Source organism: Buchnera aphidicola (Pterocomma populeum) (assembly GCF_049314985.1).
Classification (GTDB): domain Bacteria; phylum Pseudomonadota; class Gammaproteobacteria; order Enterobacterales; family Enterobacteriaceae; genus Buchnera; species Buchnera aphidicola_BQ.
On sequence record NZ_CP186013.1, the window covers coordinates 104,548 to 123,519 of the forward strand.

General features: G+C 29.1%; 34 protein-coding genes. All 34 read right to left on the reverse strand.

The features are described 5' to 3' along the window. Positions 1 to 27: 27 nt before the first annotated feature. Positions 28 to 648, reverse strand: a complete 621-nt coding sequence (rpsD, locus tag ACOI1G_RS00500; protein WP_422667387.1) for a 30S ribosomal protein S4 — start codon at positions 646 to 648, stop codon at positions 28 to 30. 27 nt (positions 649 to 675) lie between these two features. Further along, positions 676 to 1,065, reverse strand: coding sequence for a 30S ribosomal protein S11 (gene rpsK / locus ACOI1G_RS00505; protein WP_422667570.1), 390 nt, complete (start codon positions 1,063 to 1,065; stop codon positions 676 to 678). A gap of 17 nt (positions 1,066 to 1,082) precedes the next feature. Next, complete coding sequence (gene rpsM, locus ACOI1G_RS00510; protein WP_422667388.1) at positions 1,083 to 1,439, reverse strand: 30S ribosomal protein S13; 357 nt, start codon at positions 1,437 to 1,439, stop codon at positions 1,083 to 1,085. Between the two features lie 42 nt (positions 1,440 to 1,481). Further along, the gene (gene rpmJ, locus ACOI1G_RS00515; protein WP_422667389.1) at positions 1,482 to 1,598 is read right to left on the reverse strand and encodes a 50S ribosomal protein L36; all 117 of its coding nucleotides are present in this window, start codon (positions 1,596 to 1,598) and stop codon (positions 1,482 to 1,484) included. Positions 1,599 to 1,636: 38 nt separating this feature from the next. Then, entirely contained in the window at positions 1,637 to 2,956 is a 1,320-nt protein-coding gene (secY, locus tag ACOI1G_RS00520) for a preprotein translocase subunit SecY (protein ID WP_422667390.1), read from the reverse strand. A gap of 10 nt (positions 2,957 to 2,966) precedes the next feature. Then, the gene (gene rplO / locus ACOI1G_RS00525) at positions 2,967 to 3,401 is read right to left on the reverse strand and encodes a 50S ribosomal protein L15 (protein WP_422667391.1); all 435 of its coding nucleotides are present in this window, start codon (positions 3,399 to 3,401) and stop codon (positions 2,967 to 2,969) included. A 4-nt stretch (positions 3,402 to 3,405) separates the two neighbouring features. Then, positions 3,406 to 3,585 (reverse strand): 50S ribosomal protein L30, encoded by a 180-nt coding sequence (gene rpmD / locus ACOI1G_RS00530; RefSeq protein WP_422667392.1) that lies wholly within the window; start codon positions 3,583 to 3,585, stop codon positions 3,406 to 3,408. Positions 3,586 to 3,595: 10 nt separating this feature from the next. Beyond that, positions 3,596 to 4,099 carry a 30S ribosomal protein S5 gene (gene rpsE, locus ACOI1G_RS00535; RefSeq protein WP_422667393.1) on the reverse strand — a complete coding sequence of 168 codons (504 nt, stop codon included), beginning with the start codon at positions 4,097 to 4,099 and terminating at the stop codon, positions 3,596 to 3,598. Between the two features lie 14 nt (positions 4,100 to 4,113). Next, complete coding sequence (gene rplR, locus ACOI1G_RS00540; protein ID WP_422667394.1) at positions 4,114 to 4,482, reverse strand: 50S ribosomal protein L18; 369 nt, start codon at positions 4,480 to 4,482, stop codon at positions 4,114 to 4,116. A gap of 1 nt (position 4,483) precedes the next feature. After that, positions 4,484 to 5,020, reverse strand: coding sequence for a 50S ribosomal protein L6 (rplF, locus tag ACOI1G_RS00545; protein ID WP_422667395.1), 537 nt, complete (start codon positions 5,018 to 5,020; stop codon positions 4,484 to 4,486). 10 nt (positions 5,021 to 5,030) lie between these two features. After that, positions 5,031 to 5,423 (reverse strand): 30S ribosomal protein S8, encoded by a 393-nt coding sequence (rpsH, locus tag ACOI1G_RS00550; protein WP_422667396.1) that lies wholly within the window; start codon positions 5,421 to 5,423, stop codon positions 5,031 to 5,033. Between the two features lie 26 nt (positions 5,424 to 5,449). Further along, on the reverse strand, positions 5,450 to 5,755 hold the full coding sequence (rpsN, locus tag ACOI1G_RS00555; protein WP_422667397.1) for a 30S ribosomal protein S14: 306 nt from the start codon (positions 5,753 to 5,755) through the stop codon (positions 5,450 to 5,452). Positions 5,756 to 5,767: 12 nt separating this feature from the next. Beyond that, positions 5,768 to 6,307 (reverse strand): 50S ribosomal protein L5, encoded by a 540-nt coding sequence (gene rplE / locus ACOI1G_RS00560; protein ID WP_422667398.1) that lies wholly within the window; start codon positions 6,305 to 6,307, stop codon positions 5,768 to 5,770. Between the two features lie 21 nt (positions 6,308 to 6,328). Then, positions 6,329 to 6,661 (reverse strand): 50S ribosomal protein L24, encoded by a 333-nt coding sequence (gene rplX / locus ACOI1G_RS00565; RefSeq protein WP_422667399.1) that lies wholly within the window; start codon positions 6,659 to 6,661, stop codon positions 6,329 to 6,331. 31 nt (positions 6,662 to 6,692) lie between these two features. Further along, a complete protein-coding gene (gene rplN / locus ACOI1G_RS00570; protein WP_422667400.1) occupies positions 6,693 to 7,061 on the reverse strand; it encodes a 50S ribosomal protein L14 in 369 nt (122 codons plus the stop codon). Positions 7,062 to 7,213: 152 nt separating this feature from the next. Beyond that, complete coding sequence (gene rpsQ / locus ACOI1G_RS00575; protein WP_422667401.1) at positions 7,214 to 7,465, reverse strand: 30S ribosomal protein S17; 252 nt, start codon at positions 7,463 to 7,465, stop codon at positions 7,214 to 7,216. Between the two features lie 4 nt (positions 7,466 to 7,469). After that, entirely contained in the window at positions 7,470 to 7,661 is a 192-nt protein-coding gene (rpmC, locus tag ACOI1G_RS00580; protein ID WP_422667402.1) for a 50S ribosomal protein L29, read from the reverse strand. Beyond that, on the reverse strand, positions 7,661 to 8,071 hold the full coding sequence (gene rplP / locus ACOI1G_RS00585; RefSeq protein ID WP_422667403.1) for a 50S ribosomal protein L16: 411 nt from the start codon (positions 8,069 to 8,071) through the stop codon (positions 7,661 to 7,663). The genes rpmC and rplP overlap by 1 nt, the downstream gene beginning before the upstream one ends. 13 nt (positions 8,072 to 8,084) lie before the next feature. Continuing rightward, the gene (rpsC, locus tag ACOI1G_RS00590) at positions 8,085 to 8,786 is read right to left on the reverse strand and encodes a 30S ribosomal protein S3 (protein ID WP_422667404.1); all 702 of its coding nucleotides are present in this window, start codon (positions 8,784 to 8,786) and stop codon (positions 8,085 to 8,087) included. Between the two features lie 20 nt (positions 8,787 to 8,806). Then, positions 8,807 to 9,139, reverse strand: coding sequence for a 50S ribosomal protein L22 (gene rplV / locus ACOI1G_RS00595; protein ID WP_422667405.1), 333 nt, complete (start codon positions 9,137 to 9,139; stop codon positions 8,807 to 8,809). A gap of 17 nt (positions 9,140 to 9,156) precedes the next feature. After that, a complete protein-coding gene (gene rpsS, locus ACOI1G_RS00600) occupies positions 9,157 to 9,435 on the reverse strand; it encodes a 30S ribosomal protein S19 (RefSeq protein ID WP_422667406.1) in 279 nt (92 codons plus the stop codon). Positions 9,436 to 9,452: 17 nt separating this feature from the next. After that, positions 9,453 to 10,274, reverse strand: a complete 822-nt coding sequence (rplB, locus tag ACOI1G_RS00605) for a 50S ribosomal protein L2 (protein WP_422667407.1) — start codon at positions 10,272 to 10,274, stop codon at positions 9,453 to 9,455. Positions 10,275 to 10,289: 15 nt separating this feature from the next. After that, the gene (gene rplW, locus ACOI1G_RS00610) at positions 10,290 to 10,592 is read right to left on the reverse strand and encodes a 50S ribosomal protein L23 (RefSeq protein ID WP_422667408.1); all 303 of its coding nucleotides are present in this window, start codon (positions 10,590 to 10,592) and stop codon (positions 10,290 to 10,292) included. After that, positions 10,589 to 11,194 (reverse strand): 50S ribosomal protein L4, encoded by a 606-nt coding sequence (rplD, locus tag ACOI1G_RS00615; protein ID WP_422667409.1) that lies wholly within the window; start codon positions 11,192 to 11,194, stop codon positions 10,589 to 10,591. Before rplD ends, rplW begins: the two co-directional genes overlap by 4 nt. A 17-nt stretch (positions 11,195 to 11,211) precedes the next feature. Next, positions 11,212 to 11,841, reverse strand: coding sequence for a 50S ribosomal protein L3 (rplC, locus tag ACOI1G_RS00620; protein WP_422667410.1), 630 nt, complete (start codon positions 11,839 to 11,841; stop codon positions 11,212 to 11,214). 33 nt (positions 11,842 to 11,874) lie between these two features. Beyond that, entirely contained in the window at positions 11,875 to 12,186 is a 312-nt protein-coding gene (rpsJ, locus tag ACOI1G_RS00625) for a 30S ribosomal protein S10 (RefSeq protein WP_011054015.1), read from the reverse strand. A 196-nt stretch (positions 12,187 to 12,382) separates the two neighbouring features. After that, positions 12,383 to 13,567 (reverse strand): elongation factor Tu, encoded by a 1,185-nt coding sequence (gene tuf, locus ACOI1G_RS00630; RefSeq protein ID WP_422667411.1) that lies wholly within the window; start codon positions 13,565 to 13,567, stop codon positions 12,383 to 12,385. 62 nt (positions 13,568 to 13,629) lie between these two features. Then, positions 13,630 to 15,738: an elongation factor G gene (gene fusA / locus ACOI1G_RS00635; protein ID WP_422667412.1), complete on the reverse strand. Its 2,109-nt coding sequence runs from the start codon at positions 15,736 to 15,738 to the stop codon at positions 13,630 to 13,632. 104 nt (positions 15,739 to 15,842) lie between these two features. Then, the gene (gene rpsG, locus ACOI1G_RS00640; RefSeq protein WP_422667413.1) at positions 15,843 to 16,313 is read right to left on the reverse strand and encodes a 30S ribosomal protein S7; all 471 of its coding nucleotides are present in this window, start codon (positions 16,311 to 16,313) and stop codon (positions 15,843 to 15,845) included. Between the two features lie 75 nt (positions 16,314 to 16,388). After that, positions 16,389 to 16,763: a 30S ribosomal protein S12 gene (gene rpsL / locus ACOI1G_RS00645; RefSeq protein WP_422667414.1), complete on the reverse strand. Its 375-nt coding sequence runs from the start codon at positions 16,761 to 16,763 to the stop codon at positions 16,389 to 16,391. A 120-nt stretch (positions 16,764 to 16,883) separates the two neighbouring features. Beyond that, positions 16,884 to 17,171, reverse strand: coding sequence for a sulfurtransferase complex subunit TusB (gene tusB, locus ACOI1G_RS00650; RefSeq protein WP_422667415.1), 288 nt, complete (start codon positions 17,169 to 17,171; stop codon positions 16,884 to 16,886). Between the two features lie 9 nt (positions 17,172 to 17,180). Further along, positions 17,181 to 17,540 (reverse strand): sulfurtransferase complex subunit TusC, encoded by a 360-nt coding sequence (tusC, locus tag ACOI1G_RS00655; protein ID WP_422667416.1) that lies wholly within the window; start codon positions 17,538 to 17,540, stop codon positions 17,181 to 17,183. A 20-nt stretch (positions 17,541 to 17,560) separates the two neighbouring features. Continuing rightward, entirely contained in the window at positions 17,561 to 17,947 is a 387-nt protein-coding gene (tusD, locus tag ACOI1G_RS00660) for a sulfurtransferase complex subunit TusD (protein WP_422667572.1), read from the reverse strand. 92 nt (positions 17,948 to 18,039) lie between these two features. Beyond that, entirely contained in the window at positions 18,040 to 18,801 is a 762-nt protein-coding gene (fkpA, locus tag ACOI1G_RS00665) for an FKBP-type peptidyl-prolyl cis-trans isomerase (RefSeq protein WP_422667417.1), read from the reverse strand. Positions 18,802 to 18,972 lie beyond the last annotated feature (171 nt).

An 18,972-nucleotide genomic window follows, 5' to 3' on the forward strand; every position in this document is an offset into this window, starting at 1 on the left:
ATTATCCTCTTGTTAATATTACCAACTTTATTTAGAATAAAGTTCAACAATTAAATGCTCATTGATTTCTGCAGATAAATCAGAACGTTCAGGATATCTTTTAAAAATTCCTATCATCGTAGTAGTATTTACTTCTAACCATATTGGTTTTTCTCTTTGTTCAACTAATTCTAGTGCTGCTTTAATACGAGATTGATTTTTAGCATTCTCTCTAATAGAAATTTGATCTTTCGGACTTATTTGATAAGAAGCAATATTCACAATTTTATTATTAACTGTAATCGATTTATGATTGACTAACTGTCGAGCTTCAGCTCTAGTACAACCAAATCCCATACGATATACTACATTATCTAGTCTTTTTTCCAATAGTTGTAATAAATTTTCACCAGTATTACCTTTTATACGAGCAGCTATTTTATAATAAATTCTAAACTGACGTTCTAAAATTCCATATAAACGACGAACTTTTTGTTTTTCTCGCAATTGGATAGCATAATCAGACAGTCTTGGTTTGCGAATTCCATGTTGTCCTGGAGGTTGATCTATTTTACATTTAGAATCAATAGAACGAAATCCTGATTTTAAAAATAAATCAGTACCCTCACGTCGACTTAACTTTAATTTTGGACCTAAATATTTTGCCATTTTATTCTCCAGACTATTAATTTAAATTTATACACGGCGTTTTTTAGGAGGGCGGCAACCATTATGGGGAATAGGCGTCACATCAGTAATATTTGTAATTCGAAAACCTGCAGCATTTAAAGCACGAATAGTAGACTCTCTTCCTGGTCCCGGACCTTTTACCATTACTTCTAAATTTTTTATACCATAATCTTTAACTATTTCTGAACAACGCTCAGCAGCAACTTGAGCAGCAAAGGGAGTAGATTTTCGAGATCCTCTAAAACCAGAACCTCCTGAAGTAGCCCACCCTAAAGTATTACCCTGTCTATCAGTAATTGTAACAATGGTATTATTAAAAGAAGCATGTATATGAGCTATACCATCTAAAATCTGCTTTTTTACACGCTTTCGTGTACGAACCGTATTTTTTAGTATCATTATACTTACCTAAATTATTTTTTTATTGGTTTTCTAGGGCCTTTACAAGTTCGAGCATTAGTTTTAGTTCTCTGTCCATGTACTGGAAGACCTCTTCGATGACGTATACCTCGATAACAGCTTAAATCAATTAAACGCTTTATGTTTAATGTTCTTTCACGTCTTAAATCTCCTTCAACAACATACTTTAAAATGCATTCTCTTATTAATTCAATTTGTTCACCACTTAAATCAATAATTTTTGTATTCTCAGAAATATTTAAAATAGAACAAATTTTTTTAGAACGAGTTTTTCCAATACCATATATTGCAGTAAGAGCAATTAAAGTATGTTTATTATCAGGAATATTAATACCTGCAATACGTGCCATAATATGAAAATCCTTATAATTTTAAAAAATTATATAAAAAAATTAACCTTGACGTTGTTTATGTTTGGGATCATTACTACAAATTACCCTTACAACATTTTTTCTACGTATAATTCTACAATTTCGACACAATGTTTTTACTGAAGCTTGTACTTTCATTATTTTCCTTAAATACTAAATTTATCCACAATACTATATTAATAAAAATTTGCTTTTTTTAATACAGATTCGTATTGATTTGACATAATTAAAGTTTGAATTTGAGTAATAAAATCCATAATTACTACTACAACAATTAATAAAGATGTACCACCAAAATAAAATGGAACATTCATTGCATTTCTCATAAATTCTGGTATTAAGCAAATAAAACTAATATATAATGATCCTATTAAGGTTAAACGTAATATAATTTTATTAATATATTTAGCAGTTTGCTCTCCAGGTCTGATACCAGAAATAAAAGCACCAGATTTTTTTAAATTATCTGCTGTTTCACGAGAATTAAATGCTAATCCAGTATAAAAAAAGCAAAAGAAAATAATTGCACTAATATATAATATTAAATATATAGGCTGATTTGGTTTTAAATAAAAAGATATTAATTTAAAAAAATACCATTGATGACTAATGTTAAACCAAGATATAATTGTAACAGGAAATAAAACCACGCTAGAAGCAAAAATTGCGGGTATTACCCCAGACATATTTACTTTTAAAGGTAAATGAGTACTTTGAGCAGAATAAATACGACGTCCTTTTTGACGCTGTGCATAATGAACAGTAATTTTTCTTTGACCACGTTCAATAAAAACAACTAAGAAAATAACAGAAAATATTAATATTAAAACTGATAAAAATAATAAAAAATGTAAATTACCTTGTCTTGTTTGTTCAATAGTATGACTAATGGATGATGGTAATCCTGCTATAATACCAATAAAAATAATAATTGAAATACCATTACCAATACCACATTCAGTAATTAACTCACCAAGCCACATTAAAAATATTGTACCAGTTACTAAACTAATAATAGCAGTCAAATAAAAAAGAAAACTAGGATTAATAATAATATTGTGTATACCTGATATACTAGGTAAACTGGTAGCTATTCCTATAGATTGAAAAAAAGCTAATATTAAAGTAGCATAACGAGTATATTGATTAATTTTATTACGACCAGATTCACCTTCTTTTTTAATCTCAGATAATCTAGGATATACTAAGGTTAATAATTGTATAATAATCGAAGCTGATATATATGGCATGATGCCAAGAGCAAAAATAGAAGCACGACTTAAAGATCCACCCGAAAACATATTAAACATCTCTACAATTGTTCCTGTATGATGATGTAATACATTAGATAATATTGTGGTATCAATACCTGGAATAGGAATAAAAGAACCAACGCGAAAAATAATTAAAGCCAGTAAAACAAAAATAATTCTTTGCTTAAGTTCAGTCACACCTTTTTTGCTACTTTTTAGATCTAATCCTAAATTCTTAACCATTATTGACTAATTATCCTTCAATTTTACCACCAAAATTTTCAATTGCAATACGAGCTCCTTTAGTTACACGTAAACCTCTGATAATTAAAGGAACTGTAATTTTTTCAGAAAAAATTATTTTGACATATTTTACTTTTTTCTTGATAATATTATTTTTCTTTAAAATACATAAATCAATAATATTAGTAGATAAATTTGATATATCTGATAAACGAACTTCTGTAGTAATATTTTTTTTATGAGAATGAAATCCAAATTTTGGTAATCTTCTATATAAAGGCATTTGTCCTCCTTCAAATCCTCGACGAATACTACTCCCTGATCGAGATTTTTGACCTTTATGACCACGACCTGCAGTTTTTCCAAAACCAGAACCAATACCACGACCTACCCGTTTGCGATTTTTATACGCTCCTAATGCAGGAGAAAGAGTATTTAAATGCATCTTTCTATTCCTCTTGTATCTTTAAAATGTAAGAAATTTTTTTTATCATACCCTGAAGAGAAGGGGTATCTTTTCGAATTACTGTGTGTCCAATATGACGAAGCCCTAATCCTAATAATGTTTTTTTATGACTAGGTAATCTTCCTATTGCACTTTTAATCTGCGTGATTTTAATATTTTTCATAAAATAAATATTATCCTAATATATCCTCGATACACTTATTTCTTTTCGCAGCAATCATATCTGGAGATTGCATTTTTTTTAAACCATTAATTGTTGCTCGAACAACATTAATAGGATTAGTAGAACCATAAGTTTTAGCTAAAACATTATGTATTCCAGCTACCTCCAATACTGCACGCATAGCTCCACCTGCAATAATTCCAGTACCATCTGAAGCAGGTTTCATAAAGATATTTGATCCAGTATGAGAGCCTTTTAATGAATGCTGTAAAGTTTTTTTAACTAACGGTATGGAAATCATATTACGTCTTGCTTTTTCCATAGCTTTTTGAATAGCAGCTGGAACTTCACGTGCTTTTCCATAACCAAATCCTACTCTACCTTCTCCATTACCTACCACAGTAAGCGCTGTAAAAGAAAAAACACGACCACCTTTTACTGTTTTTGAAACACGATTGACTGAAATTAATTTTTCTTGTAAATCATTGTTATTTTTCTTTTCAATATTAGACATATGATCATTTTACCTTAAAACTTAAGCCCAGCTTCACGTGCAGATTCTGCTAATATCTTTATTCGACCATGATATTTAAAACCAGATCGATCAAAAGAAAGAGAAATAATACCTTTTTTTAAAGATCTTTCTGCAATAATTTTACCAATAATTGATGCTGCTTCTTTATTACCAGTATATTTTAAATGATAATTAATATTTTTTTCCAATGTTGAAGCTGTAACTAATACTTTAGATTCAATTGGTGAAATAACTTGAGCATAAATATGACGTGATGTACGATGTACTACTAATCGTATAGCATTCAATTTTCTCAATTTACAACGTATTTTAACAGATCGGCGTATTCGAGAATCACTTTTTTTATTTATAAAAATATTCATATTATTTTTTCTTAGCTTCTTTAATTCGAATTTTTTCATCGGAATAACGAATACCTTTACCTTTATAAGGCTCTGGTAAACGATAAGAACGTAAATTAGCTGCAATTTGACCAACAAGTTGTTTATCAATTCCTTTAATAATGATTTCAGTTGGAGATGGATTTTCTGCATCAATATTTAAAGGCAATTGATATTCAATAATATGAGAATACCCTAAAGACATATTGATTACATTATTTTTTGTAATAGAAACACGATACCCTACGCCAGATAATTGTAATTTTTTCATAAATTTTTCTGATACACCAATAATCATAGAATTCACTAATGCTCTTGATGTACCTGCTTGTGCCCATCCATCAACATGATTAAGACGTGATGAAAAAATTATTTTTTTATTTATATATTTTATTTCTACTGAATCATGAATTATACGTGAAAGATGACCATATTTTCCTTTAATTAATATATATTGTGCATCTAATTCTACAACAATATTAGAAGGAACAATAATTGGACGCTTAGCAATACGAGACATTATTTCTCCATTAAGCTATATAACAAACAATTTCACCACCAAGACCAACTTGGCGAGCTCTACGATCTGTCATAACTCCTTGAGAAGTAGAAATTACCGCTATTCCCAAACCAGCCATAACTTTAGGTAATTTATTTTTTTTCTTGTATATTCTTAAACTTGGACGACTAATACGTTGAATACTTTCTATAACAGATTTTCCTTTAAAATATTTTAAAAAAATTTCTAATTCTAATTTAGTATCTCCTTTAATATGAAAATCTTGTATATATCCTTCTTTTTTTAATAATTCAACAATTGATTTTTTTAATTTAGAAGCAGGCATAATAACAGAATACTTATTAGCTGATTGACCATTTCGAATACGAGTTAACATGTCTGCTATTGGATCCTGCATACTCATTATATACTCCATAAAAAAGATTTATTTTACCAACTAGATTTTTTTAAACCAGGAATTTCGCCTTTCATGGCCGCTTCTCTTACTTTTATTCGACTTAATCCAAATTTACGTAAAAAAGCATGTGGACGACCGGTTTGTCGACATCTATTTCTCTGGCGTGATGGACTAGAATCACGAGGAAACATTTGTAATTTTAATACTGCATGCCAACGCTCTTCTTCAGGCAATCTAATATTAGAAATAATTTTTTTTAATGTCGAACGCTCAACATAAAATTTTTTAGCCAATATTATACGTTTTTTCTCTCTTTCTTTCATAGATTGTTTAGCCATAAAACACCTTTATTACTTACGAAAAGGAAAATTAAAAGACGACAATAATGCATGACCTTCATAATCAGATATTGCAGTTGTTGTAATAGTTATATCTAATCCGCGAATTCGATCAATTTTATCATAATCAATTTCAGGAAAAATAATCTGCTCTTTAATGCCTATGCTATAATTTCCTTGACCATCAAAAGAACTTTTTGAAAGACCTCTAAAATCGCGTATACGAGGTATAGCAATCATAATTAAACGCTCAAAAAAATCCCATTTCCTTTGACCACGTAATGTTACTTTACATCCAATAGGATAACCTTGACGAATCTTAAAACCAGAAACTGATTTACGAGCTTTTGTAATAAAAGGCTTTTGACCTGAAATAGCAGTTAAATCTAAAATTGCATGATCTAAAATTTTTTTATTAGTAGCTGCAGCACCAACACCCATATTTAAAGTAATTTTGTCAATTTTAGGAACTTGCATAATAGAAGTATATTTTAGTTTCAACATCAATTCCTGTATTACTACCGATTTATAATATTGATACAATGTTTCCATCATATTACTCCAAAACCTAATTTATTTAATAATTTTATTATTGGACTTAAAAAAACGTACTTTTTTTCCTTCTTCAAATCTAAATCCAACACGATCAGATTTTTTAGATTCTGGATTGAAAATAGCAATATTGGATATTTGAATTGGTGCTTCTTTTTCTATAATACCACCACTTTTATTCTCTGATGGAACAGGTTTTTGATGTTTTTTTACTAAATTAAGACCAGTAATAATTACTTTTGTATTATCAAAATTATTCTTAGAACGTAAAATAGTTTTAATAATACCTTGTTTTCCTTTATCTTTTCCAGTTAATATAATAATTTCATCATTACAACGGAATTTTAATGCCATATGAAAAATACCTTTTAAATAAATTTATTTATTAAAGAACTTCAGGAGCTAATGAAATAATTTTCATAAATTTTTCTGTTCTTAATTCACGAGTAACAGGTCCAAAAATACGAGTTCCAATAGGTTGTTCATTATTATTTAAAACAACACAAGCATTATTATCAAAACGTATGATAGAACCATCAGATCGTCTTACTCCTTTTTTAGTTCTTACTACAACTGCTTTTAAAACTTCACCTTTTTTTACTTTTCCTCTTGGTATTGCTTCTTTAATAGTAATTTTAATGATATCTCCAATATTTGCATAACGTCGACGAGAACCGCCTAAAACTTTAATACACATAGCACGACGAGCACCAGAATTATCAGCTACATTTAAAATAGTTTGTTCTTGAATCATATTTTTAATTCCAAATGATGGAAATAATATAAAAAAATTAATAATATATAATTTTTAATTAATTATTAGACATTTTATTATAACACTAGTTATATTTTTATTGTACAGAAAACATGAGCAGACCTAAGCTTGTTCATGTTTTTAGAATTGTATTAAAAAATATTTTTTTCGATAATACGAACTAAAGTCCAAGATTTTGTTTTAGAAATTGGTCTGCATTCACGTATTTCTACAACATCACCAACCGAACATTCATTTTTCTCATCATGTACATGTAATTTTGTAGTACGCTTAATAAATTTTCCATACATTGCATGTTTTACAAATCTTTCAATATGGACTACAATAGACTTCATCATTTTATTTTTTTTTACACAACCTCGTAAAATTTTAACTTTTTCCATTGTATTATTCTTCTTTTTGAGTCAATAATGTTTTCACTTGTGCAATATTTTTTCTTACTTTACGCAACAAATGTGGTTGTTTTAACTTTCCAGAAATAGCTTGCATACGAAGATTAAACTGCTCTCGTAAAAAATGTAATAATTCTACATTTAATTCTTTTTTATTTTTTTTACGTAATTCTAAAATAATTGTCATTACATTACCATTTTAGTAATAAAAATAGTTTTAATCGGCAATTTTGATGCTGCTAATTTTAATGCAGCACGGGATTCTAATTCAGATATTCCATCTAATTCATAAAGAATTTTTCCTGGCTGAATTAAAGCTACCCAATATTCAACATTACCTTTTCCTTTTCCCATTCTAACTTCTAATGGTTTTTGAGTAATAGGCTTGTCAGGAAAAATACGTATCCATATTTTACCTTGTCTTTTCATAGATCTTGTTATCGCTCTTCGAGCAGATTCAATTTGACGAGCAGTTAATCGTCCTCTATCAATTGCTTGTAAACCAAAGGTACCAAAAACAATATTAGAACCAATAGATAAACCACGATTCCGACCTTTATGCATTTTACGAAATTTAGTACGTTTTGGTTGCAACATTAAAAACCTCTCCTTACTTTCGATTTTTACGATGTTGTTTTTTCGTTTGAACTATAGGTTTTTCCATTTTTTCAATAGCTGCCATACCACCTAAAATTTCACCTTTAAAAATCCATACTTTTACACCAATAACTCCATATGTCGTATGCGCTTCAGAAACACTATAATCAATATCTGCACGTAAAGTATGTAAAGGAACTCTTCCTTCTCTGTACCACTCTCTTCGTGCTATTTCAGCGCCTCCTAAACGACCGCTAACTTCAACTTTAATTCCTTGAGCACCTTGTCTTATAGCATTTTGCACTGATCTTTTCATAGCACGTCGAAACATAACTCTTCTTTCTAATTGTGATGTAATATTATCAGACACTAATTTTGCATCTAGTTCTGGCTTTCGTACTTCAGATATATTAATTTGTGCTGGAACACCAGTAATTTTAGCAATTACAACTCGTAATTTCTCTACATCTTCTCCTTTTTTACCTATTACTATACCCGGTCTAGCTGTATAAATAGTAACTCTAATACTTTTAGATGGTCTTTCAATAATAATTCGTGAAATTGATGCTTTAATCAATTCTTTCATTAAAAATTGACGTACTTTATAATCACTATCTAAATTATTCGCAAAATCTTTACTATTTGAAAACCAAACCGAATTCCATTTTCTCACTATGCCTAATCGCATACCATTAGGATGTACTTTTTGACCCATCTACTACTTCTCCAAAAATATTAATGATCAGAAACAATCACAGTAATATGACTAGTTCTCTTTAAAATACGATCTGCACGACCTTTAGCCCGTGGCATCATTCTTTTCATAGTAGTGCCTTCGTCAACAAATATTTTTTTTATTTTCAATTGATCTATATCAACACCATCATTATGTTCTGCATTAGCTATAGCTGATTCTAAGACTTTTTTTACTAATAAAGCTGCTTTTTTATTTACATAATTTAAAATATTTAAAGCTTTAGGTACTTTTTTTCCACGAATTAAGTCCGCAATAAGACGAACTTTTTGCGCAGAAGAACGTGCTTGACGATGTTGTGCTATAGTTTCCATGTTTTCTCTTCTTATATTTAACGTTTTTTAATTTTTTTATCCGCAACATGTCCTCTATAAGTACGCGTTAATGAAAATTCACCTAATTTATGTCCAACCATTTCTTCTGTAATAAATACTGGAATATGTTGTCGACCATTATGAACAGATATAGTTAAACCTACCATATTAGGAAAAATAGTTGAACGTCGTGACCAAGTTTTTAAAATTTTTTTATCATTTATTTTGAGAGCTTTTTCTACTTTTTTTAATAAACTAACATCAATAAATGGACCTTTCTTAAGAGAACGTGGCATAAAATTATACTCTAATATTATTTTTTACGATGGCGTAAAATAAATTTTTCAGTACGTTTATTTTTACGAGTTTTTTTACCTTTTGTTTGCAATCCCCAAGGACTAACTGGATGTTTTCCAAAATTTCTTCCTTCTCCACCCCCATGTGGATGATCTACTGGATTCATAGCGGTTCCTCTAACCGTAGGACGAATACCCGCCCAACGTGATGCACCTGCCTTTCCTAATACTTTTAACATATGTTCAGAATTTCCTACTTCACCAATAGTAGCTCTGCAATTGGATTCAATTTTTCTCATTTCTCCTGATCGCAATCTTAATGTAGCATAATTTTCACTACAAGCGACTAGTTGTACATAACTTCCAGCGGAGCGTGCTATCTGACCGCCTTTACCCGGTCGCATTTCCACATTGTGAATAAAAATTCCTACAGGAATATTTTTAATTGGTAAAGTATTACCAATATTAATTGGAACAGTCATGCCTGAAATAACAGTACTTCCTATTTTTAAATCTTTAGGTGCTAAAATATATCTTCTTGTACCATCTTTATATAATATTAAAGCAATATTTGAAGAACGATTAGGATCATATTCTAGTCTTTCTACAACAGCTTCAATATTATCCTTATTACGTTTAAAATCTATTATTCGATAAGATTTTTTATGTCCACCACCAATATGACGAGTAGTAATTCGACCATGATTATTACGTCCTCCACTTTTATTCTTTTTATCTAACAATGCAGAACATGGATTTCCTTTATATAAATCTTTATTCACTACTTTTATAACATGACGACGACCCGGAGATGTCGGTTTGCATTTAACAATTGCCATTGTTCTTACCTCCGACTACTCTATATTACTTATGAAATCTAAATTTTGACCTTTTTTTACTTTAATATAAGCTTTTTTCCAATTACTACGATGTATAATTCTATTAGATTGACGTTTATTTTTTCCTTTTATTTGTACAGTATTCACATTATGCACTTTAATTTCAAATAATTTTTGAATTGCATATTTTATCTCATACTTAGTAGCATCATTGGACACTTTTAAAATAATAGTATTAAATTTTTCTGTAGAAATAGATGATTTTTCAGATACATGCGGAGAAATTAATATTTTAAATAAACGCTCTTCAGAAATCATGATAACATTTCCTCAATTTTTCTTATAGATTTAACTGTAATAATAACATTGTTAAATGCAATTAAGCTTATCGGATCTATAAAATGAACATCTTTCACATCTACAGAATGAATATTTCTAGAAGCAAGAAATAAGTTATTATCTATTCCATAAGTAATTATAAGAACATTTTTTAATTTAATATTTTCTAATTTTTCTACTAACAGTTTAGTTTTAGGCTCATGTAATGAAAAAGTTTCAAATACTATTAATCTTTTTTGCCTAATTAACTCAGAAAAAATACTTTTTAATGCACCTCGATACATTTTTTTATTAACTTTTTGACTGTGTTCTTGAGGTTTAGAGGCAAATGTTACACCCCCTGATCGCCAAATAGGACTTCTTAATGATCCTGCTCGTGCACGACCAGTACCTTTTTGACGCCATGGTTTTTTACCTGAACCAGAAACTTCACCACGAGTTTTTTGAGATCGAGTACCTTGACGATTCGATGCTGAATAAGCAATAACAACTTGGTGAATTAAAGGTTCATTAAAATCACGATTAAAAATAGTTTCAGAAACATTAAGAACACTCTGTACGTCTTTAACTACTAATTCCATACTTTATTCCTCAATCCTTAAATCTTAATAGCTTTTTTAACAATAAGATTACTACCAGTAGCACCAGGAACAGCACCTTTTACTAAAAGTAAATTGCGATTTTGATCAATTCGTACGATCTTTAAGCTTTGTATGGTTACACGAGTATTACCTAAATGCCCTGCCATTTTTTTTCCTTTAAATACCCTACCTGGCGTTTGGTTTTGACCAATTGAACCTGGCACTCTATGTGATAAAGAATTTCCATGTGTTGCATCCTGCGTATGAAAATTCCAACGCTTTACTGTTCCACAAAAACCTTTACCTTTAGAAATACCCGTTATATCTACTTTTTTAACATCTAAAAAAAGATTAATATTAATTTTTTGACCTACTGTAAATTTTTGATTATCGTTAATCCTAAATTCCCATAAACCACGACCAGGTAATACTCCCGATTTTAAAAAATGTCCTGAAATTGGTTTTTTTAATCTATTTGTTTTTTTTATACCAGTAGTCACTTGAATAGCACAATATCGATCAGTATTCATATTTTTAATTTGTGTAATACGATTTTCTTTAATTTCAATTACTGTTACCGGAATAGAAATTCCTTCTTCAGTAAAAATACGAGTCATTCCAATCTTTTTTCCAATTAAACCAATCATATTTTCAACCCCTTAATCATGTATCCATTTTGATTAACCTAGGCTGATTTGCACATCTACACCAGCAGCAAGATCTAAACGCATCAGTGCATCAACAGTTTTTTCAGTAGGTTCTACAATATCAATCAAGCGCTTATGGGTACGAATTTCATATTGATCACGCGCATCTTTATTAACATGAGGAGAAATTAAAATAGTAAACCGCTCTTTACGAGTCGGAAGAGGAATAGGTCCACGCACTTGAGCACCTGTTCTTTTTGCTGTTTCTACAATTTCTGCAGTGGATTGATCAATTAATCTATGATCAAAAGCTTTTAAACGAATACGAATTCTTTGGTTCTGCATTAGACCAGAACTCCAATTATATACACACTAAAATATGACCCCATTTTCTTTTAATATAGAAAATAGATGTAATTAGTTATTATAACTCCTTTATTAGGAGTATTTTAATAGACTGCGAAATTATCATTCAAGAAAAGAGCATATATACTCTTTTCTTAATAAATTCAATTTAGTATAAAAAAAAATATAATAAAAATCAACTTAAAACTTTAGACACTACTCCAGCTCCCACAGTACGACCACCTTCTCGTATAGCAAATCGTAATCCTTCTGCCATTGCAATTGGATTAATTAAAGTAATAACCATTTTTATATTATCTCCTGGCATCACCATTTCTACACCTTCTGGTAATTCAATGGAACCTGTTACATCAGTCGTTCTAAAATAAAATTGTGGACGATATCCTTTAAAAAAAGGCGTATGACGACCACCTTCTTCTTTAGATAAAACATAAACTTCAGATTCAAATGTTGTATGAGGATGAATACTACCCGGCTTTGCTAATACTTGCCCACGTTCAATTTCATCACGCTTTGTACCTCTTAATAAGACTCCGACATTCTCTCCTGCACGACCTTCATCTAATAATTTTCTAAACATTTCTACACCAGTACATGTAGTTTTAGATGTTTTTTTAATCCCTACAATTTCAACTTCTTCACCAACCTTAATGACACCTTTTTCTACTCTTCCAGTAACTACAGTACCTCTTCCCGAAATAGAAAAAACATCTTCTATAGGTAATAAAAAAGGCTGATCAATTGCACGTTTAGGCTCTGGTATATAAGTATCTAAAAATTTTGCTAAATCAACAATTTTTTCTTCCCAATGTGCATCACCTTCTAATGCTTTTAATGCTGATCCCCGAATAATTGGTGTATCATCACCTGGAAAATCATATTGTGTTAATAAATCTCTAACTTCCATTTCTACTAATTCCAATAATTCTTCATCATCTACCATATCGCACTTATTTAAAAAAACAACAATATATGGTACACCCACTTGTCTGCCAAGTAAAATATGCTCTCTTGTCTGAGGCATTGGACCATCAGTTGCAGCAACAACTAAAATAGCACCATCCATTTGAGCAGCACCTGTAATCATATTCTTAATATAATCAGCATGTCCTGGACAATCAACATGAGCATAATGTCTTAATGAAGTATCATACTCTACATGAGAAGTATTAATAGTTATCCCTCTTGCCTTTTCTTCTGGAGCATTATCTATTTGATCAAAAGCACGTGCTGAACCTCCATATTTTTTTGCTAAAACAGTAGTAATAGCAGCTGTTAATGTAGTTTTTCCATGGTCAACATGACCAATAGTACCAACATTTATATGTGGTTTTAATCGTTGAAATTTTTCTTTAGACATCTTTTTAATCTCTAGAATATATTATTAAGGAAATATTGCATATTATATATAATAAAATATTTTTATTTATCTCGTTTTTCAATAATATTATTTGCAATATGAAATGGTGCTTCTACATATTTTAAAAATTCCATAGAATAAGAAGCTCGTCCTTGAGTTTGCGAACGAAGATCAGTAGCATAACCAAACATTTCAGATAGAGGAACTCGTGCATTAATAATTTTTCCTATTGAAAGATTTTCCATTCCTTCAATCACACCTCTACGACGATTTAAATCACCTATTACATCACCCATATAATCATCTGGTGTATCTACTTCTACTTTCATAATAGGCTCTAATAATATTGGTTTTGCTTTTTTAAACCCCTTTTTAAAAGCAATCGAAGCTGCTAATTTAAATGCTAATTCAGAAGAATCTACATCATGATAAGAACCAAAATATAAACGAACACCAATATCTACTACAGGATATCCAGCTAATGGACCATATTTTAATTGTTCTTGGATACCTTTATCAATTGCAGAAATATATTCACCAGGTATCACACCACCTTTAATATCATTAATAAATAAATATCCAGTACCACCCGGTTCTAATGGAAAAATTTCAATTACAACATGACCATACTGACCTCTTCCACCAGATTGTTTAATATGTTTACCTTCAATATCAGATACTTTGTTCAGAATTGTCTCACGATATGCAACTTGAGGTTGACCAATGTTAGCCTCAACACTAAACTCTCGTTTCATACGATCAATAATAATTTCTAAATGTAATTCACCCATACCAGAAATAATTGTTTGATTAGATTCCTGATCAGTTCTAACTTTAAAAGAAGGATCTTCTTTAGCCAATCGACCCAATGCTAAACTCATTTTTTCTTGATCTATTTTAGTTTTAGGTTCAACTGCAATAGATATAACAGGTTCTGGAAAATCCATTTTTTCAAGAATAATTGGTTGATTAAGATCACATAAAGTATCACCTGTAGTAACATTTTTTAAACCAATTGCAGCTGCTATATCACCTGAGTATACTTCTTTAATTTCTTCTCTTTTATTTGCATGCATTTGAACAATCCTACCAAATCTCTCCCGTTGAGATTTGACAGAATTAAAAACAGTATCACCTGATTTAACCACTCCAGAATATACCCTGAAAAAAGTTAAATTACCAACAAAAGGATCTGTAGAAATTTTAAATGCTAAAGCTGAAAATGGCTCTTGATCATTAGAAGATCTAATCGAAAAAGTACTATTTTCATCACTTAATATTCCTTTAATATCTTGAACATCATTAGGTGCAGGTAAATATTCAATGATCGCATCTAATAATGCTTGAACTCCTTTATTCTTAAAAGCTGAACCACATGTCACTAACGTTATTTCATTGTTTAAAGAACGCTTTCTTAATTCAGATTTAATTTCGTCTTCAGAAATTATAGTACCATTTAAATATTTTTCCATTAAATCTTCATTAGATTCTACTGCAGATTCTATTAAATTTTTATGCCATTTATCTGCTAAAAATTGCATTTCTTCAGGAATTTTATCATATGTAAAAGTCACACCCTGATCTGATTCCTTCCAATAAATAGATTTCATCTTAATAAGATCTATAATACCTGTAAAATTTTCTTCTGAACCAATCGCTAATTGTAAAGGAACAGGATTTGCTCCTAATTTTTTTTTTATCTGTTTAACAACTTCTAAAAAATTTGCACCCATACGATCCATTTTATTAATAAAAGCAATACGAGGTACATTATATTTATTTGCCTGTCGCCAAACTGTTTCTGATTGAGGTTGTACACCACCAACAGCACAATATACCATTACCGCACCGTCTAAAATACGCATTGAACGTTCTACTTCTACAGTAAAATCTACATGCCCTGGCGTATCAATAATATTAATTCTATGAGACTTAAATTGCTTAGCCATACCACTCCAAAATGCAGTAGTAGCTGCTGATGTAATAGTAATACCTCTTTCTTGTTCTTGCTCCATCCAATCCATGGTAGCAGCACCATCATGTACTTCACCAATTTTATGGTTAATCCCAGTATAAAATAAAATTCTTTCTGTTGTAGTTGTCTTACCTGCATCAATATGGGCACTAATACCAATGTTACGATACCGAGAAATAGGTGTTATACGAGCCATTATCTTTCTCTTATGTTAAATTTTTTATAATTTAGTACTTTATAAATCATATTAAATTAAAAAACTAAAAATATAAAATCTCTTAATACTTAATAGTCCTAAAATTACCATCTATAATGTGCAAACGCTTTATTGGCTTCTGCCATCCGATGTACTTCTTCTCTTTTTTTTACTGCCGCTCCTTTGTTATCGACTGCATCATGTAACTCATTAGATAAACGAAGAGACATTGATTTATCTCCTCTTTTACGTGCAGATTCTACAATCCAGCGCATGGCTAGTGCATTTCTTCTCACTGGTCGAACTTCTACTGGTACTTGATAAGTAGAACCACCAACGCGACGAGATTTTACTTCTACTGTTGGTCGAACATGTTCTAAAGCTATTTCAAAAGCTTCTAATTCTTTTTTATCTATACGTTTTGAAAGATTTTTAAGTGCAGCATATACAATATGTTCTGCAATAGATTTTTTACCATCTATCATTAAAATATTAATAAATTTTGCTAATAATTCTGAAGAAAATTTCGGATCTGGTAATATTTTACGAGAACCTATAATTCGACGACGTGGCATAAAAACTCCAATATGCTGAGATAATGATATTTATTTTAAATTATTTTTTATTTAAAAATTTTAAATATTATATCTTTATTTTTTAGGTTTTTTTACTCCATATTTAGAACGACCTTTTTTTCGCTCTTTTACTCCTGCACAATCTAGCGCTCCTCTAACAATATGATAACGTACTCCGGGTAAATCTTTTACTCTTCCACCTCTGATTAAAATAACAGAATGTTCTTGTAAATTATGCCCTTCTCCACCGATATAAGCAGTTACCTCAAAACCATTTGTTAATCTTACACGACATACTTTACGTAATGCAGAATTAGGTTTTTTCGGTGTAGTTGTATATACTCTAATACAAACACCACGTTTTTGAGGACTACTAGATAAAGCTGGAACATTACTTTTCGTTACTTTATGTGAACGAGGATTACGGACCAATTGATTGACTGTGGCCATAAAAACTCCTATTTTATCATTAATTTTTTTTGAATAAATATTAATATAGTGAAGATAATAAGTTATTAAATTGAGTTTTAAGATTGGACTTACAATAATGAAAATAAATAAAAAATTTTATTACCAGTTCATCTGTTTTTTATTTTTTATTGTTAATGAAACAAAATGTATATAATCTATCAATTGAAATTTACTAGAAATATTTTTATCTAATCCACGAGCATAGACATCTTCTTTTAATACATATAAACCAGCATTAGAAAATATTATACTTTTTAAAAAAATATTACTATTTAACGAAATTAATACTCCATCTTGTAATGCTAAAAAATCATCAGATTTTTTAAGCATATTAATCATTAATGAAATATTTGCTTTAAAAGGAGATTGCATTAAAGTATGTAACATCTTGATACCTTAAAAGTTTATAATACAATCACAATTTTCTAATTTAACACGCAATATATCTAATTCTAAAATTTTTATTTTCAATATAAAGTCAATATGATACTTTAAACCTCTTTCTTGTAATGATTTTTTACAACAATAAAAATTTGTAATATTATATAAAGATAAAATAGGAAAAGAAGATACATAATTACGTGCTAAAATATTTTTTGTTTTATGATTTTTGATTAACTGAAAAACTCCATCTCCAATGAAAAAAACATTAATTTTAGTCATTATTAAAGAAGTACCTAAAATAGCATCTAATCCTTCGCGACCAAAACTAGTACCATGTGGAACATAAGAAAATACAAAAGAAATTAACTTCATTTTATAATTTATATTTTAGATTAAAATTGAATTGTACGATCAGATTTTTGTATAGAATCAGCTAATTCTATTAATCCACTCACTTGAAAACTAGTATCAATATTACCTTTTTCTATATCTAGTCCAGAATTTTTTTTATCTTCAATAATCCCTCGTCTTAAAGCTGAACTAATACAAACATATAATTTTATATTGTATTTTTTATTTAACATTTTCCATGCTTGCATTAAATTAAACTCATCTACAGCTGGTTGAATCATTCTATTTGAATTATATACACCGTCGCAGTAAAAAAAAATACTATATAAAATATGATTGAGTTTAATAATAGATTTACAAAATAAAAAAGCACTACTTGCATTCTGCGTACCATAAGCAGAACCAGTAACTAAGATTGTATAACTAATTTTCAGCATATGATACCTGAATATATATAAATTTATTTAAAATAGATTAATTTATCATAATATAACAAGAGATAGTCAATTTGTATTTATACTTATACCTCTTCAATAACATCTAATAATTCAATATCAAAAATAATAGTGGAATTTCCTGGAATTAAATTTATTCCTTTTTCACCATATGCTAAATGTGGTGGTATAACTAATTTAATTTTACCGCCTTTCATAATATATTTTAAACCTTCTTGCCATCCTAATATTACATCTTTTAAAAAAAATGATACAGGTTTTTTTCTTATATATGAATTATCAAATTCTGTACCATTGACTAACGTCCCTTTATAATGAACAGTAATTTTAGTATTGTTTGTTATTTTTATACCTTCACCTTTTTCTTTAATAAAATATAAAAGACCAGTAGATGTTTTTTGAACACCTTTCATATGAGAAAATTTATTCATATATAATTCACCTTCTCTCAGATTTTTCTGAGCATCTTTTTCTAATTCAATTTTTGCAAAATACTTAAGTTTTACTTCCAGTTCTTTAAGATTTGAAACAATTTCATCATTAGATAATTTTAATTTATTTAAAATAGCATCTTGCACTCCTAGTAATAATTGAGATTTATTTAATGGAATACCTATTTTTTTTTGTTTTTCAAAAGATTGATTTATATAATCACCCAGAGAAACACCTAATGAATAGCTTAATTTTTCATCATGATTATCAAAAAATGATTGTTTTTGAGAAACAGGTTCTAAAGGTGTCGTAAGTGAAGAAAATTCAGAAAGTGATTGTGGAATATATAATATTATGAAAAATAATATTATTCTTTTTAATAATAGAAGTATCATGATAACTCCGAAAATACATGAAGTATTTTATAATTATATTAAAATATTATTCTTATTATATTTATTTTTAAATAATAATAAATATATAAATTATAAATTAATGTATAAGAAATAAAAATTATTATAATATAAATCTTGCATGATAATTTATTTATCTATTTTATTGATTAT

Coding starts and splice junctions, on each gene's coding strand:
- rpsN (WP_422667397.1), bottom strand. CDS start 5,755: ATGGCTAAACAATCTATGAAAGAAAGAGAGAAAAAACGTATAATATTG.
- rpsD (WP_422667387.1), bottom strand. CDS start 648: ATGGCAAAATATTTAGGTCCAAAATTAAAGTTAAGTCGACGTGAGGGT.
- rplC (WP_422667410.1), bottom strand. CDS start 11,841: ATGATTGGTTTAATTGGAAAAAAGATTGGAATGACTCGTATTTTTACT.
- rpsJ (WP_011054015.1), bottom strand. CDS start 12,186: ATGCAGAACCAAAGAATTCGTATTCGTTTAAAAGCTTTTGATCATAGA.
- tusB (WP_422667415.1), bottom strand. CDS start 17,171: ATGTTACATACTTTAATGCAATCTCCTTTTAAAGCAAATATTTCATTA.
- tusC (WP_422667416.1), bottom strand. CDS start 17,540: ATGAAGTTAATTTCTTTTGTATTTTCTTATGTTCCACATGGTACTAGT.
- rplF (WP_422667395.1), bottom strand. CDS start 5,020: ATGTCTCGTATTGCTAAGCGTCCAATTATTGTTCCTTCTAATATTGTT.
- rpsG (WP_422667413.1), bottom strand. CDS start 16,313: ATGCCACGTCGTCGAATTATAGGTTCTCGTAAAATATTACCAGATCCG.
- rpsS (WP_422667406.1), bottom strand. CDS start 9,435: ATGCCACGTTCTCTTAAGAAAGGTCCATTTATTGATGTTAGTTTATTA.
- fkpA (WP_422667417.1), bottom strand. CDS start 18,801: ATGATACTTCTATTATTAAAAAGAATAATATTATTTTTCATAATATTA.
- rplN (WP_422667400.1), bottom strand. CDS start 7,061: ATGATTCAAGAACAAACTATTTTAAATGTAGCTGATAATTCTGGTGCT.
- tuf (WP_422667411.1), bottom strand. CDS start 13,567: ATGTCTAAAGAAAAATTTCAACGATTAAAACCACATATAAATGTTGGT.
- rplV (WP_422667405.1), bottom strand. CDS start 9,139: ATGGAAACTATAGCACAACATCGTCAAGCACGTTCTTCTGCGCAAAAA.
- rplX (WP_422667399.1), bottom strand. CDS start 6,661: ATGGCATTAAAATTCCGTTGTAATGATGAAATTATTATATTAACTGGA.
- rplR (WP_422667394.1), bottom strand. CDS start 4,482: ATGAATATTTTTATAAATAAAAAAAGTGATTCTCGAATACGCCGATCT.
- rplE (WP_422667398.1), bottom strand. CDS start 6,307: ATGGAAACATTGTATCAATATTATAAATCGGTAGTAATACAGGAATTG.
- secY (WP_422667390.1), bottom strand. CDS start 2,956: ATGGTTAAGAATTTAGGATTAGATCTAAAAAGTAGCAAAAAAGGTGTG.
- rpsE (WP_422667393.1), bottom strand. CDS start 4,099: ATGTCTAATATTGAAAAGAAAAATAACAATGATTTACAAGAAAAATTA.
- rpmD (WP_422667392.1), bottom strand. CDS start 3,585: ATGAAAAATATTAAAATCACGCAGATTAAAAGTGCAATAGGAAGATTA.
- rpmJ (WP_422667389.1), bottom strand. CDS start 1,598: ATGAAAGTACAAGCTTCAGTAAAAACATTGTGTCGAAATTGTAGAATT.
- rpsC (WP_422667404.1), bottom strand. CDS start 8,786: ATGGGTCAAAAAGTACATCCTAATGGTATGCGATTAGGCATAGTGAGA.
- rpsM (WP_422667388.1), bottom strand. CDS start 1,439: ATGGCACGTATTGCAGGTATTAATATTCCTGATAATAAACATACTTTA.
- rplB (WP_422667407.1), bottom strand. CDS start 10,274: ATGGCAATTGTTAAATGCAAACCGACATCTCCGGGTCGTCGTCATGTT.
- rplO (WP_422667391.1), bottom strand. CDS start 3,401: ATGCATTTAAATACTCTTTCTCCTGCATTAGGAGCGTATAAAAATCGC.
- rpsH (WP_422667396.1), bottom strand. CDS start 5,423: ATGAGTATGCAGGATCCAATAGCAGACATGTTAACTCGTATTCGAAAT.
- rplD (WP_422667409.1), bottom strand. CDS start 11,194: ATGGAATTAGTAGTTAAAGACGTACAGAGTGTTCTTAATGTTTCTGAA.
- fusA (WP_422667412.1), bottom strand. CDS start 15,738: ATGGCTCGTATAACACCTATTTCTCGGTATCGTAACATTGGTATTAGT.
- rplP (WP_422667403.1), bottom strand. CDS start 8,071: ATGTTGCAACCAAAACGTACTAAATTTCGTAAAATGCATAAAGGTCGG.
- rpmC (WP_422667402.1), bottom strand. CDS start 7,661: ATGACAATTATTTTAGAATTACGTAAAAAAAATAAAAAAGAATTAAAT.
- rplW (WP_422667408.1), bottom strand. CDS start 10,592: ATGATTTCTGAAGAGCGTTTATTTAAAATATTAATTTCTCCGCATGTA.
- rpsL (WP_422667414.1), bottom strand. CDS start 16,763: ATGGCCACAGTCAATCAATTGGTCCGTAATCCTCGTTCACATAAAGTA.
- rpsQ (WP_422667401.1), bottom strand. CDS start 7,465: ATGGAAAAAGTTAAAATTTTACGAGGTTGTGTAAAAAAAAATAAAATG.